The sequence below is a fragment of the Streptomyces sp. NPDC101110 genome (assembly GCF_044759525.1).
Taxonomy (GTDB): Bacteria; Actinomycetota; Actinomycetes; order Streptomycetales; family Streptomycetaceae; genus Streptomyces.
In genome coordinates this window covers 19,431-32,758 of record NZ_JBIVZM010000012.1, presented here as the reverse complement: position 1 = coordinate 32,758, position 13,328 = coordinate 19,431, and the positions used below count along the sequence as shown (strand labels likewise).

Sequence of the window (13,328 nt, the reverse complement as noted above, 5' to 3'; positions counted from 1 at the left end):
ATCACTTGCTGCGAGGGTCGAGGGCGTCACGCAGCCCGTCACCCAGCAGGTTGAAGGCCAGGACGGTGATGAAGATCGCCAGTCCGGGCACGAACATGTACTGCGGATCAGCCGTGTAGAGATCCACAGCGTTGCTGAGCATGCCGCCCCAGGAGGCCTGCGGCGGAGCGATACCGACGCCGAGGAAGCTCAGCGCGGCCTCGAACAGGATGTTCGTCGGGATGATCAGCGTCGCGTAGACGAGGATCGGTGCGACGAGGTTCGGGAGGAGCTCCCGGAACAGGACGTACGGGCCGCGTGCCCCGAGGCTCGTGGAGGCCTCGATGAACTCCCGCTTGCGCAGGGTCATCGTCTGGGCGCGCACGATGCGGCCGATGTACGGCCAGCTGAAGAAGCCGATCACGAAGATCAGCACGCTGATGCGCAGGGACAGGCCTTCGAGGCCGAAGAACCCGTCCTGGACGGAGGCGGAGATCGAGATGGCGAACAGCAGCAGGGGGAAGGCCAGGAACGTGTCCATCAGCCTGCTGATCACACTGTCGATCCAGCCGCCGTAGTACCCGGCGACGACACCGAGCACGGTGCCGATGCACACGGACAGCAGCGTGGCGCCGCCCGCGACCAGGAGGGAGACCCAGGAGCCGTCGATGATGCGGGCGAGCATGTCACGGCCGTACTGGGGGTCCACGCCCAGCGGGTGGTCCCAACTCATACCTCCCCAGCCGCCCTTGGGGGCGAGCAGTGCGGGGTCGATGAGGTCCTGGTTGAACTTGTTGGGATCGAGCCCGAAGATCCACTGGATCGGCTTGGAGAACACCGCCAGCAGCGTGAGCAGGATGACGACGACGCCTCCCGCCATCGCCACCTTGTCCCGCTTGAAGCGCATCCAGGCGATCTGGGTGAGCGAGCGCCCTTCGATCTGGCTCTTCTTGACCCCGGAGAGCACGGCCTCGGGCTGTGCTCCGGCTTCCGCCCCGGTGGTCTCGATCGGTGCGGTCACGGTGCGATTGACCCCTCTCGGGCCGGCGGTCGCCGAGCCCCTGGTGCCGCTGTAGCGGTTTTGTTTGTCTCGTACACGAGACCGACCCGGCCCGTGTCTTGCGGGGAGTCTTCAACGCTTTGGCGATCTGTTGCCAGACTTGGCGATGAAAGGATGCGTAAACGTGATGCTGTCTGCGGGGTTCCGTTATCCGGACAACGGGTAGCAGGGGTCGGACACCCCAGGACAAGGGCATCTTAGGACAGACCCGAACTTTCCACCCCTATCTACGCGCGAAGAGCTGAGCAATCGTCGCGTTCCGGGGAGGGTGCGGAGGAGGCCGCCGGGGACGACTTCCAGCCGGTCAGTACCGGCCTTGGGCCGGAGGGTAGCCGTAGCCGGAGGCCGGTGCCTGGACCGGGGCGGTGGCGTGGGCCTCGCGGTCGTAGAACGGACGTGCCTTCGCGCGCAGCCACATCGCGACCGGGTCGTGCTCGTCGGACATGGCGACGGTCGACACCGGCAGCCCGTCCGGTACGGCGCCCAGCGACTGCTGCATCATCGCGCGCACCGAGTCCACGGCCGGCGGCGAGGTGTCGTACACATCCAGTCCGATGGCGAGGTAGGGCGCTCCCAGCGCGGGCTGCACCCAGGCGCGGCGCAACGAGCGGACGGCCGGGGTGCGGTGGGCGTTCTGCGCGAGCAGGGCGTAGAACTGCGGGATCTCGATGGCCGGTTCGGACAGGCGCAGAGGCCCGGCGGGCTGGCGGTCCAGGCCCGTGGCGATCCGGCGCAGATCGAGCCAGGGGATGCCGACCCCGCCGCCCGGGGCGTGCGGGTTGAGCCAGAGGCCGTAGTGGTCGGGGTAGAGGGCGCGGGCGACGTCGAGCCCGTCGATCACCTCGTACGAGCGGTTCCAGCCGCTGGCGGAGAGCTCCTGGGCTGAGGTCACGCAGGGCGCGTAGCCATGGCCGTCGACGTCCATGTTCCCGTACTGGGCGTCGGGCGAGCCGGCCTGACCGTGCCACAGGAGCATCCAGATCTGGCCGGTGTGCGGGGTCGCGAGCGCGCGCAGGAGTGCCTCGTAGGCGTCGTAACGCCCGGGCGTGACCTGGCGCAGCATGTGCTCGACCTGTCCGGCCGCGGCCGTGCCGCTCGCGCTCACCTTTACCGCCCCTTCGTACAACGCCTCGACGGTGTCCTAGCTTAAGCCCGCAGGGGAGCCCGGAGATTATGCCCGTCGGGCGGGTGCGGGTCGGGTGTGACCGCTCGCGCCCACGCGGTGGAGCCGCACGACGGCAGAGCCCCGAGCCCCTGAGGCGCGGCCCTGCCCCTGGCGGATGGAGCCCCGCGCCCCTGCGGCGCAGCCCTAACGCTGGTAGAAGGGCCGGACCCGGTCCCTCATCCAGGCGCCCACCGGGTCCTCCGTCACGTCCAGCAGCACCAGGTTGACCGGCCAGGGGGCCGGGGCGGCGGTGACGGCACGGGTGAGGGCGTCCAGCGGCAGGACGCGCAGGTCGCCCTCCCACTGGGAGAGTTCGACGCCGACGAACATCACCGGATCGGCGGTCTCGATCGCGGCGAGGCAGCGGCGGGCGGTGACGACGACGCCGGTCGCCTCGAACTCCGCGGAGGCGGCGGCCAGGAAGTCCAGCGGGTCGTCCTGCCAGTCGGGCTCGAAGAGGCGGACCCGGCCGCCGCTCGCGGGCCCGTCCAGCGGGGTCCGGCCGGCCCGGCACAGCTCGGCCACGGCGGGCGGCGGGAGCGGGATGCCGACCACACCGCCCGGGTTGACGGCTATCCCCGCGTGCGGGGGCAGACCGCGGGCGAACTCCACCGCGGGGGCGATGGTGTACGACATGTGCGAGCCGGCGACCTGGCGGAACTGCTCCTCGGAGCTGAACACCGGTACGAACGCCTGGCCGTCGATCTCGATGCCGGGCAGGTCGAGGGGACCGCTCTGCGGGCCGCCGCCGTTGGGCAGCGGGATCCAGACGAAGCTCCGGCCCAGCACCTCGACGATCCGCCCGCCGGCCGCCGGTCCGGCGCCGAGGGAGGCCGAGAGCACCTCCTCCAGCTCGTTGCCGGGCCAACCGCCGTGCGGGTGGGTCTGCGTGTGCGCCGGGAAGTCCGCGGAGAAGTCCGCCGGGATGTCCATCTGCCTACCGCCTGCCTGGAACCACTGCTGTGGGTCAAAAGGCTAACGGCTGCCGGACTCGGGGCGGCATGGGTGATGCCGGACTGCGGACGCGTGTGCGGTCCGGCCCGTGAAACGGGGCGGCATGGGTGATGCCGGACTGCGGACGCGTGTGCCGTTCAGCCCATGAAGCCGATTCTGCGGAGGCCGTCCACCGCGTCCCGGTCGGCCAGGACGGCAGAACCGCAGCCGGCGGGGAGGTCGCCGCGCTCCACCGCGCGCAGCAGGCGGGTGCTCGCCGCGCGGTGGCGCAGGAACGCGTAGCGCGAGACGCCGCGGCCGCGGTCGCGCTGGCCGGCCAGGGCCTGTTCGGGCGTGACGTCGAGGAGGAGCAGGTGCAGGGTGCCGCCGCGGCGGCGGGCCTCGCGGGCGAGCCAGCGGCGGACCCAGGCCTGCGTACCGCAGTCGTGCACGACGATGCCCTCGCCCGTGCGCAGAGCGCGGCGCAGTCCGGCGTAGTGGGCGAGGCGGACGAACGGGCGGTAGAGCGCGTACGGCACGGCTCGCGGCATGCGGCGGGCCCAGCGGTCGCGGGTGTCCTGGGAGTCGACGCGCCGGCCCGGCACGGTGCGCCGCATCAGGGTGGACTTTCCGCTGCCCGGCAGGCCGGTCACCACGACGAGGTCGCGGGGGCCGAACAGCAGCGCGCGCGGACCGCGGCCGGCGCGGTCGCGCAGATCGCGGACGACCGGCGCCGGTGCCGGTGCCGGAGCGGCGGCCGCCCGGGCCCGGGCGGCCGGCTGCTCGGGCAGCGCGATGCCCGTCGTCGCGTACGCGGTGGTCCTGTTCACCGTGATCGTCCTCCCCTGGGGCCAGGTACGGAGTCCCATCCCCGCCGAGTGTAAAGAGAAGGTAATGCGGCAGGCCTCTCATTTACGTTCTCGTCCTGCAACAGGGCTGCTACAGGTCGCCGTGCCCGGCGCGCGGGACTCGTGCACTCCCTGTGAAAGGTCCCCCTGCCGCGCCGGAAGGATGCGTGCAATGATGTGCGCGCCAACTGCATACCGGCCGTTTGAATCCGCGCGGGAGAGTTCCCAGCACCGCAAGAGCTGGGGCGCCGAAGGAGCAAGTCCCTCCCTTGAATCTCTCAGGCCCCGTTACCGCGCGGGCGAGGCACATCTGAAAAGCGGGCCACCTCCTCCGCACGCGAGGCGTGGCCCCACCCAAGGTGCAAGCCGTGTCCCGAGTGGTCATGGCGAACCTCTCAGGTTCCGATGACAGATGGGGAGGAACGTCCTCGCCCTCCCCCACGCTCGGCTTCGCTCGCGTGGGAGGTGCCCCATCGCCCCTTGGAGACGACCGACCGTGAGCAGTACAGGAGAACTCCGTCACACCGCGCTCGATGCCCTGCATCGCTCGCTCGGCGCGACGATGACCGACTTCGCCGGCTGGGACATGCCCCTGCGCTACGGCTCCGAGCGCGACGAGCACCTCGCCGTGCGCACGAAGGCCGGCCTCTTCGACCTCTCCCACATGGGCGAGATCACCGTCACCGGCCCCCAGGCCGCAGCCCTGCTGGACTTCGCCCTGGTGGGCAACATCGGCGGTGTGAAGCCGGGCCGGGCCCGCTACACCATGATCTGCCGGGCCGACGGCGGCATCCTCGACGACCTGATCGTCTACCGGCTGGGCGAGACCGAGTACATGGTGGTCGCCAACGCCTCCAACGCCCAGGTGGTCCTGGACGCGCTGACCGAGCGCGCCGCCGGTTTCGACGCCGAGGTGCGCGACGACCGGGACGCCTACGCGCTGATCGCCGTGCAGGGCCCGCAGTCGCCCGGGATCCTGGCGTCCCTCACCGACGCCGACCTCGACGGCCTGAAGTACTACGCCGGGCTGCCCGGCACGGTCGCGGGTGTCCCGGCCCTGATCGCCCGGACCGGCTACACCGGCGAGGACGGCTTCGAGCTGTTCGTGAAGCCCGAGCACGCCGTCGAACTGTGGCAGGCCCTGACCAAGGCCGGCGAGGGCGTCGGCCTGGTCCCGTGCGGGCTGTCCTGCCGCGACACGCTGCGCCTGGAGGCGGGCATGCCGCTGTACGGGCACGAACTGACCACCTCCCTCACCCCCTTCGACGCCGGGCTCGGCCGGGTGGTGAAGTTCGAGAAGGAGGGCGACTTCGTGGGCCGCGAGGCCCTGCGCGAGGCCGCCGCCCGCGCCGAGCAGAACCCGCCGCGCGTCCTGGTCGGACTCGTCGCCGAGGGCCGCCGGGTCCCGCGCGCCGGGTACGCGGTCGTCGCCGGCGGCGAGGTGATCGGCGAGGTCACCTCCGGCGCTCCCTCCCCCACCCTCGGCGAGCCGATCGCGATGGCGTACGTCGACGCCACGCACGCCGCGCCCGGCACGGCCGGCGTGGGCGTGGACATCCGGGGCAGTCACGAGCCGTACGAGGTCGTGGCGCTGCCGTTCTACAAGCGCCAGAAGTAGACACTGGCCGGAGGGCCGCGGCTGCGGCCCCGTGCCCGTCGTCCCAGCTCACCAGCAGTCCCCCCTTCCACAGCACTCCCGCGCGTACAGGAGAATCCAGGCCATGAGCAACCCCAACGAGCTGCGCTACAGCAAGGAGCACGAGTGGCTGTCGGCCGCCGAGGACGGCGTGTCGACGGTCGGCATCACGGAGCACGCGGCCAACGCGCTCGGCGATGTCGTGTTCGTCCAGCTTCCCGAGGTCGGTGACTCGGTGTCCGCCGGCGAGACCTGCGGCGAGCTGGAGTCGACCAAGTCGGTGTCCGACCTGTACTCCCCCGTGTCCGGTGAGGTCACCGAGGTCAACGAGGACGTCGTGAACGACCCGTCGCTGGTGAACTCGGCCCCCTTCGAGGGCGGCTGGCTGTTCAAGGTGCGGATCACGGACGAGCCGGGCGACCTGCTCTCCGCCGACGAGTACACCGCGTTCTCCGCGGGCTGAGGGAGTCGTATGTCCGTCCTGAACACACCCCTGCACGAGCTCGACCCGGCCGTCGCCGCGGCGGTCGACGCCGAGCTGCACCGCCAGCAGTCCACCCTCGAGATGATCGCCTCGGAGAACTTCGCTCCGGTCGCGGTCATGGAGGCGCAGGGCTCGGTCCTCACCAACAAGTACGCCGAGGGCTACCCGGGCCGCCGCTACTACGGCGGCTGCGAGCACGTCGACGTGGTCGAGCAGATCGCGATCGACCGCATCAAGGAGCTGTTCGGCGCCGAGCACGCCAACGTGCAGCCGCACTCCGGTGCCCAGGCCAACGCGGCCGCGATGTTCGCGCTGCTCAAGCCGGGCGACACCATCATGGGCCTGAACCTCGCCCACGGCGGTCACCTGACCCACGGCATGAAGATCAACTTCTCCGGCAAGCTCTACGACGTCGTCGCCTACCACGTGGGCGACGACGGCCGGGTCGACATGGCCGAGGTGGAGCGGCTGGCGAAGGAGTCCAAGCCGAAGCTGATCGTCGCCGGCTGGTCGGCCTACCCGCGGCAGCTGGACTTCGCCGCGTTCCGCCGGATCGCGGACGAGGTCGGCGCTTACCTGATGGTCGACATGGCGCACTTCGCCGGGCTCGTGGCGGCGGGGCTGCACCCCAACCCGGTGCCGCACGCACACGTGGTCACCACCACGACCCACAAGACCCTCGGCGGCCCGCGCGGCGGTGTGATCCTCTCCACGGCCGAGCTCGCCAAGAAGATCAACTCCGCTGTCTTCCCCGGTCAGCAGGGCGGTCCGCTGGAGCACGTGATCGCCGCCAAGGCGGTCGCCTTCAAGGTCGCCGCCTCGGAGGACTTCAAGGAGCGCCAGCGCCGTACGCTGGAGGGTGCCCGCATCCTGGCCGAGCGTCTGGTCAAGGACGACGTCCGGGCCGTGGGCGTGGACGTCCTGTCCGGCGGCACGGACGTGCACCTGGTCCTGGTCGACCTGCGCCACTCCGAGCTGGACGGCCAGCAGGCCGAGGACCGCCTCCACGAGGTGGGCATCACCGTCAACCGGAACGCGATCCCGAACGACCCGCGTCCGCCGATGGTGACGTCCGGTCTGCGGATCGGCACCCCGGCCCTGGCCACCCGCGGGTTCAAGGCCGAGGACTTCGCGGAGGTCGCGGACGTCATCGCCGAGGCGCTGAAGCCGTCCTACGACGCCGAGGCCCTCAAGGCACGGGTGAAGGCCCTGGCCGACAAGCACCCGCTGTACTCCGGTCTGAACAAGTAAAGAAGAAACCTTTCGGGTGCCGCCGCCCGTCACACGGGCGGCGGCACCCACCCCCTCTGCACCACCCCGTAGTCAGGAGTTCCCCGTGGCCATCTCGGTCTTCGACCTGTTCTCGATCGGCATCGGCCCGTCCAGCTCCCACACCGTGGGCCCGATGCGGGCGGCCCGGATGTTCGCCCGGCGGCTGCGCAACGAGGAGCTGCTGGGGTCCGTCGCCTCGGTCCGCGCGGAGCTGTACGGATCGCTCGGCGCGACCGGCCACGGCCACGGCACGCCCAAGGCGGTGCTGCTCGGCCTGGAGGGCGACTCGCCTCGCACGGTCGACGTGGCGAGCGCCGACGAGCGGGTGGAGGCGATCAAGTCCGGCGGCCGGCTGAACCTGCTCGGCGAGCACGAGATCGCGTTCTCCTTCGACGACGACATGGTCCTGCACCGCCGCAAGGCCCTGCCGTACCACGCGAACGGCATGACGCTGTGGGCGTACGACGCCTCGGGCGCGGAACTGCTGACGAAGACGTACTACTCGGTCGGCGGCGGGTTCGTCGTGGACGAGGAGGCGGTCGGCGCGGACCGCATCAAGCTCGACGACACCGTGCTGAAGTACCCCTTCCGCACGGGTGACGAGCTGCTGCGCCTGACCGAGGAGACCGGTCTGTCCATCTCGGCGCTGATGCTGGAGAACGAGCGGGCCTGGCGCACCGAGGACGAGATCCGCGAGGGCCTGCTGGAGATCTGGCAGGTGATGCGGGACTGCGTGGCGCGCGGACTCTCCCAGGAGGGCATCCTGCCGGGCGGACTCAAGGTGCGCCGCCGGGCCGCGAACACCGCGCGCAAGTTGCGCTCCGAGGGCGACCCGCTGGCCCTGGCCATGGAGTGGATCACCCTCTACGCCATGGCGGTCAACGAGGAGAACGCCGCCGGGGGCCGGGTCGTCACGGCCCCCACGAACGGCGCCGCCGGCATCATCCCGGCGGTCCTGCACTACTACGTCAACTTCGTGCCCGGCGCCGACGAGGAGGGCGTGGTCCGCTTCCTGCTCGCCGCGGGCGCGATCGGCATGCTCTTCAAGGAGAACGCCTCCATCTCCGGCGCCGAGGTCGGCTGCCAGGGCGAGGTCGGCTCCGCCTGCTCCATGGCCGCGGGCGCCCTGGCCGAGGTGCTCGGCGGCTCGCCCGAGCAGGTCGAGAACGCCGCGGAGATCGGCATGGAGCACAACCTCGGCCTGACCTGCGACCCGGTCGGCGGGCTGGTCCAGATCCCGTGCATCGAGCGCAACGGCATGGCCGCGGTCAAGGCCGTCACGGCCGCCCGTATGGCGATGCGCGGCGACGGCTCCCACAAGGTGTCGCTGGACAAGGTCATCAAGACGATGAAGGACACCGGCGCGGACATGTCGGTGAAGTACAAGGAGACGGCCCGGGGCGGGCTGGCGGTGAACATCATCGAGTGCTGAGCCCGTCCCGCCGGGCGCTGTGGCCGGTGCTCGGCTTCACGCTGATGGGCATGCCCCTCGGCCCCATGGGTGCGCTGCTGCCGGAACTCTTCCCGACCAGCGTGCGCTGTACCGGCTCCGGCATCTCGTACAACGTCAGCTCGATCCTGGGGCGGCCGTCGCGCCGTTCATCGCCGTGGCCCTGTGGCAGGCCGGGGACGGCTCGCCCTGGCTGGTGGGCGTCCACCTCTCGGCGATGGCGGTGCTCACGCTGGTCGCGCTCCTGATCGGCAAGGAGACCGAACACCTCTCCCTCGACTCGGGCGAGACCGCATCCGTCACCGACGCGCCCGCTCCCTCCGTCACCTCCCCCGCCTCCTGAATCCGCCCTCTGTGCACGGGCGCCGGGTGCGAGCCGCCTCGCGCCCGGCGTAGGGCCGCCTCAGCGGGGCATCACATCAGCCCAGACCCCGGGGACCTCCGCCCCGCTCGCGACCGAGGCCGGCCTTTCCGTCCCAGCCGGCGCCGGCCCGTGCCACGGTGGTGGAACTCCCCCTCCCCCACGTGCACTTCAGGGAGACCCCCATGCTGCGCGGAATCGACGTGAGCGCCTACCAGAGCTCCTCCTACGACACCGACGGCCTCTCCTTCGTCTTCGTCAAGGCGACCGAGGGCCGCTCCTACGTCAATCCCAAGCTGGCCGCCCAGACCGAGCGCGCCAGAGACGCCGGACTGGTCGTCGGCTTCTACCACTTCCTGTGGCCCGGCAACCTCACCGCCCAGGCCGAGTACTTCGTCGGCAGGGCCCCGGACCGGCCCGGCGACATCCTCGCCGTCGACTGGGAGACGACCGGCGAGGGGACGCACGCGAGCAACGCCGAGAAGGACCGGTTCATCCGGAAGCTGAAGGACCTCCGGCCGGAGAACCGCGTGGTGCTCTACTGCAACCGCCATTTCTGGCTGAACGTCGACACGTCGTCCTATGCGGGCGACGGTCTGTGGATCGCCGACTACGTCTCCGCGGGCAAGCCCCGCATCAAGGCGACATGGCGCTTCCACCAGTACACCGAGGACCCGCTGGACAAGAACGTGGCCGACTTCGAGAGCAGGGCGGCGCTGCGCACGTGGGCAGGCCGGCGCGGCCTGAGCTAGGGCCTGTCGGTGAACCGCGTCCCGTGGAGTCCCGTGACCCGGGTCAACCGGCGCGGCGGGTGGACTGTTCCGGCCTCCGGGTGCGGCCCCTCGCCGTCCCCGGGCACGACGAGGGGCCCGGTCCGCAGCGTGGACCGGGCCCCTTCGCTCGGCAGGGCGAGCCGGGCGCCTACTTGTTCAGGTAGGCCCAGAACTCGTCGAAGCTCAGCCGCTTGTCGCCGTCGAGGTCACGGGTCTTGATGACGACCTCGGCGACCGACTCGGTGACGTTCCAGTCACCCGACTTGGCCAGGGCGGTCTTGAACTCGGCAGCGGTGATGAATCCGTCACCGTCCGTATCGATCCGCTCGAACTGCTTGCGTGCTTCCTCGATGTCCGCCACCGGTCCGCCCCTCATCTCGTGCTGTACGTCCTGCTGGCGCAGGTCTGACGCAGGTCAGATTAACCGGCCGGGTGCGCCTCCAGCGCGGCGACCACCCGGGCGTGCTCCTCGTGCTGCGCCGCCTCGGGCGCGGCACCCTGCACCACGGTGAGCAACTCGCGGCCGCGGCCGGCCCGGTCTCACCGGAACACGCCGGTGTGGCCCAGCGAGTAGCGGCCGGGCTGCGGGTACACGGCGAGGCCGTGCGGGCCGCGGCCGACCGGGATGCGGGCGAGCTGGGTGCCGGTGCGGGTGTCGACGGCGTACACCTCGGCGTCGTAGCGGCCGGACAGCCACAGCACCTTGCCGTCGGCGGAGACGCCGCCCATGTCGGGGCTGCCGCCGTCGGGCAACCGCCACTTCTTGGTCAGCCTGTCCTGGGTGAAGTCGAAGACGGAGATCGTGCCCTCGCCGCGGTTGGTCACGTACATCTCCCGCGAGTCGCGGCTGACGTAGAGGCCGTGGCAGCCCTTGCCGGTGGGCATCAGGGTGGGCTTGCCGAACCGGTCGCCGTCGAGGACCCACATGCCGTGGGCCGTCATGTCGGCGATGTAGAACCTCTCACCGTCGGGCGAGACCTTCACGTCCTGCGGCATGGCGCCCTGGAACGGCAGCCGCTGCTGTCCGACCACCTCCATCTTCTCGGTGTCGACCTTGAGCAGCTCGCCGCTGAACTCGCAGGAGACGATGAAGTAGCGGCCGTCGAGGGAGAAGTCGGCGTGGTTGACGCCGTAGCAGGTGACCGGGACGGTCTTCTTCACCTTCATGGTGTGCGGGTCGCGGAAGACCAGCTCGCGGTCGAGGGAGGCCATGACGACGGCGTATCTGCCGTTGGGTGTGAAGTAGAGGTTGTAGGGGTCGTGGACCTCGACCTCCTTGCCCGCCTTGCCGGTCCTCGGGTCGATCGGGGTGAGGGTGTGGCCGCGGTTGTTGTTGACCCACAGCGTCCTCAGGTCCCAGGACGGGACGACGTGCTGCGGCTGCCGGCCCACCCGGATCGTCTCGGTGACCTCGTACGTCGTGGGGTCGATGACGGTGACCGTGTCGGACTCGGTGTTGGGGACGTAGACCCGGGAGGGGAAGTCCTCGACCACCGGGGACAGCTTGTTCGGGCGGTCGGCCGCGTACACGTCCTCGGGGTCCAGGACGGGTGGCATGCCGGGCAGGCCCTCCACGGGCTTCTTCTCGGACGGGGCGGGCACGGCGGCCTCGGTGCCCCGCGCCTCGGAGGCCCGGTCCCCGCTCCCGGTGCCGCAGGCGGCGAGGGCGGCGAGGGCTGCACCCGCGACCAGGGTGCTCTTGAGGAGATGGAGGCGCATTGCACCATTTAAGGGGCGCCGGGCCGGGAAACCCGTGATTCGTCCGTCCGGCGACCGGGTGAGGCACGGGACGCGCTCAGCGGTCGGCGACCCGCATCTCGAACCAGGTGGTCTTGCCCCTGGGCAGGAGGTCGACCCCCCAGCGGTCGGCCAGTTTGTCGACGAGGAACAGGCCCCGGCCGCTGATGTCCATCTCCTGGACGGGCATCAGGCAGGGCAGGCCGCGGGAGGGGTCGCGGACCTCGACGCGGATCCAGCCGCGGCGCCGGTGCAGACGCAGTCCGAAGATCCGGGCGCCGGTGTGGCGCACGGCGTTGCCGACCAGTTCCGAGACGAGCAGGACCGCGTCCTCGGTGGTCTTCGGGGTGAGGCCCCACTGGCGCAGGACCACGACCTGGGTGAGCCGTCTCGCGGTGGCGGCGGACTCGGGACGGGACGGCAGGGGAACCTCTGCCTCCGTCGGGTTGCCGTACAACTCCAGTGCCTTGAGCGCGTGTTCGTCCTCGACGGTCGGCGACCAGCGCGCCGCGGCCGCATGTGCGTGTCCCCGCGGCTGTTCCATACCCTCCAGCCCCGCCATGCCCCCATCATGGCCGCCCGGGGCGCCCGAAGGGGCCGTTCCCGGGGATTACACCCCCGGGAACGAGGGGTGGACGGACGATCATCTGTCATATGCCAAAGGCATCTTGGAGTCCCTGGCGCCCGCCATGACCTGCCGGAACGTCCTATTCCGGCGTATCCGCCGGACTCTTCCACTCCGGCACGCTTAAGGTTGCCTTAAGGCTGTCATAAACCGCCCCATCGAGGGACCCGGGTCAGACACCGCGTCAATTGCAAGCCCCTGACCGGATGTTCAGAGGAACTTCGCCTTGCCCGGCCCCTCCTCCACGAAACTGCGCATCCCGCGCTCGCGGTCCTCGGTGGCGAACAGACCCGCGAACCAGTTCCGTTCGACCGCGAGGCCCGTGTCGATCTCCGTCTCCAGGCCGGTGTCGATCGACTCCTTCGCGGCGCGCAGCGCGAGCGCCGGGCCCTGGGCCAGCTTCGCGGCCCAGGCGTGCGCCTGGGTGTACACCTCGTCGGCGGGGACGACCCGGTCCACCAGGCCGATCTCACGGGCCTCCGCGGCCTTCACCATGCGGCCCGTGAAGATGAGGTCCTTCGCCTTGGAAGGGCCGACCAGGCGGGCCAGGCGCTGGGTGCCACCGGCGCCGGGGATCAGCCCGAGCAGGATCTCCGGCTGGCCGAGCTTGGCGTTCTCGCCGGCGATGCGGAAGTCCGCGCACAGGGCGAGTTCGCAGCCGCCGCCCAGCGCGTAGCCCGTCACGGCCGCGACGACCGGCTTGGGGATCCTGGCCACCGCTGTGAACGAATCCTGGAGGGCACGGGCGCGCAGGACCATCGCGGTGTGGTCCATCGCCTGCATCTCCTTGATGTCCGCGCCTGCCGCGAACACCTTCTCGCCGCCGTAGATCACCACGGCCCGCACGTCCTCGCGGCGCGTGGCCTCCTCGGCGAGTTCCTTCAGCCGGTCCTGCGTGGCGATGTCCAGCGCGTTCATGGGCGGGCGGTCGAGACGGATCGTGCCGACGCCTTCAGCGACTTCGAGAGAGACGGTCATGGGCAGCAGGTTAACCGGGACTAACAG

The 13,328-nt window shown here is 70.7% G+C and carries 13 protein-coding genes, 1 pseudogene and 1 riboswitch; of the genes and pseudogenes, 6 read left to right on the top strand and 8 right to left on the bottom strand.

Annotated features, from left to right (window positions below; all coding sequences use genetic code 11):
* Position 1: 1 nt before the first annotated feature.
* From ACIQU3_RS25985 to ACIQU3_RS25970, 4 genes are all read right to left on the bottom strand, one after another.
* Positions 2 to 1,000, bottom strand: a complete 999-nt coding sequence (locus tag ACIQU3_RS25985; protein ID WP_403737013.1) for an ABC transporter permease — start codon at positions 998 to 1,000, stop codon at positions 2 to 4.
* A 343-nt stretch (positions 1,001 to 1,343) separates the two neighbouring features.
* On the bottom strand, positions 1,344 to 2,144 hold the full coding sequence (locus ACIQU3_RS25980; protein ID WP_403737016.1) for an enhanced serine sensitivity protein SseB C-terminal domain-containing protein: 801 nt from the start codon (positions 2,142 to 2,144) through the stop codon (positions 1,344 to 1,346).
* Between the two features lie 204 nt (positions 2,145 to 2,348).
* Positions 2,349 to 3,137 (bottom strand): enhanced serine sensitivity protein SseB, encoded by a 789-nt coding sequence (locus ACIQU3_RS25975; RefSeq protein WP_403737020.1) that lies wholly within the window; start codon positions 3,135 to 3,137, stop codon positions 2,349 to 2,351.
* A 158-nt stretch (positions 3,138 to 3,295) separates the two neighbouring features.
* The gene (locus tag ACIQU3_RS25970) at positions 3,296 to 3,967 is read right to left on the bottom strand and encodes an AAA family ATPase (protein ID WP_403927988.1); all 672 of its coding nucleotides are present in this window, start codon (positions 3,965 to 3,967) and stop codon (positions 3,296 to 3,298) included.
* A 222-nt stretch (positions 3,968 to 4,189) separates the two neighbouring features.
* Positions 4,190 to 4,289, top strand: a riboswitch (glycine riboswitch).
* A 192-nt stretch (positions 4,290 to 4,481) separates the two neighbouring features.
* Here ACIQU3_RS25970 and gcvT point away from each other — a divergent pair.
* The 6 genes and pseudogenes from gcvT (at position 4,482) to ACIQU3_RS25940 (ending at position 9,940) form a co-directional block, all read left to right on the top strand.
* The gene (gene gcvT / locus ACIQU3_RS25965) at positions 4,482 to 5,603 is read left to right on the top strand and encodes a glycine cleavage system aminomethyltransferase GcvT (RefSeq protein ID WP_403927986.1); all 1,122 of its coding nucleotides are present in this window, start codon (positions 4,482 to 4,484) and stop codon (positions 5,601 to 5,603) included.
* Between the two features lie 103 nt (positions 5,604 to 5,706).
* A complete protein-coding gene (gcvH, locus tag ACIQU3_RS25960) occupies positions 5,707 to 6,084 on the top strand; it encodes a glycine cleavage system protein GcvH (RefSeq protein ID WP_184564542.1) in 378 nt (125 codons plus the stop codon).
* A gap of 9 nt (positions 6,085 to 6,093) precedes the next feature.
* Entirely contained in the window at positions 6,094 to 7,356 is a 1,263-nt protein-coding gene (gene glyA / locus ACIQU3_RS25955; RefSeq protein ID WP_403737029.1) for a serine hydroxymethyltransferase, read from the top strand.
* Between the two features lie 85 nt (positions 7,357 to 7,441).
* Positions 7,442 to 8,809 carry an L-serine ammonia-lyase gene (locus ACIQU3_RS25950; protein WP_403737032.1) on the top strand — a complete coding sequence of 456 codons (1,368 nt, stop codon included), beginning with the start codon at positions 7,442 to 7,444 and terminating at the stop codon, positions 8,807 to 8,809.
* 17 nt (positions 8,810 to 8,826) lie between these two features.
* Positions 8,827 to 9,170, top strand: a pseudogene (locus ACIQU3_RS25945) (MFS transporter); the annotation flags it as partial.
* 203 nt (positions 9,171 to 9,373) lie between these two features.
* Positions 9,374 to 9,940 carry a glycoside hydrolase family 25 protein gene (locus ACIQU3_RS25940; protein ID WP_403927983.1) on the top strand — a complete coding sequence of 189 codons (567 nt, stop codon included), beginning with the start codon at positions 9,374 to 9,376 and terminating at the stop codon, positions 9,938 to 9,940.
* A 169-nt stretch (positions 9,941 to 10,109) separates the two neighbouring features.
* Here ACIQU3_RS25940 and ACIQU3_RS25935 read toward each other — a convergent pair whose 3' ends face one another.
* The 4 genes from ACIQU3_RS25935 to ACIQU3_RS25920 all read right to left on the bottom strand — a co-directional run bounded on the left by ACIQU3_RS25935 (position 10,110) and on the right by ACIQU3_RS25920 (position 13,301).
* Complete coding sequence (locus ACIQU3_RS25935) at positions 10,110 to 10,322, bottom strand: EF-hand domain-containing protein (protein WP_403737038.1); 213 nt, start codon at positions 10,320 to 10,322, stop codon at positions 10,110 to 10,112.
* 179 nt (positions 10,323 to 10,501) lie between these two features.
* Positions 10,502 to 11,680 (bottom strand): YncE family protein, encoded by a 1,179-nt coding sequence (locus tag ACIQU3_RS25930; protein WP_403737041.1) that lies wholly within the window; start codon positions 11,678 to 11,680, stop codon positions 10,502 to 10,504.
* A gap of 76 nt (positions 11,681 to 11,756) precedes the next feature.
* Positions 11,757 to 12,260 (bottom strand): ATP-binding protein, encoded by a 504-nt coding sequence (locus ACIQU3_RS25925; protein ID WP_403737044.1) that lies wholly within the window; start codon positions 12,258 to 12,260, stop codon positions 11,757 to 11,759.
* 273 nt (positions 12,261 to 12,533) lie between these two features.
* Positions 12,534 to 13,301, bottom strand: a complete 768-nt coding sequence (locus tag ACIQU3_RS25920) for an enoyl-CoA hydratase/isomerase family protein (protein WP_403737047.1) — start codon at positions 13,299 to 13,301, stop codon at positions 12,534 to 12,536.
* Between the last annotated feature and the right edge of the window lie 27 nt (positions 13,302 to 13,328).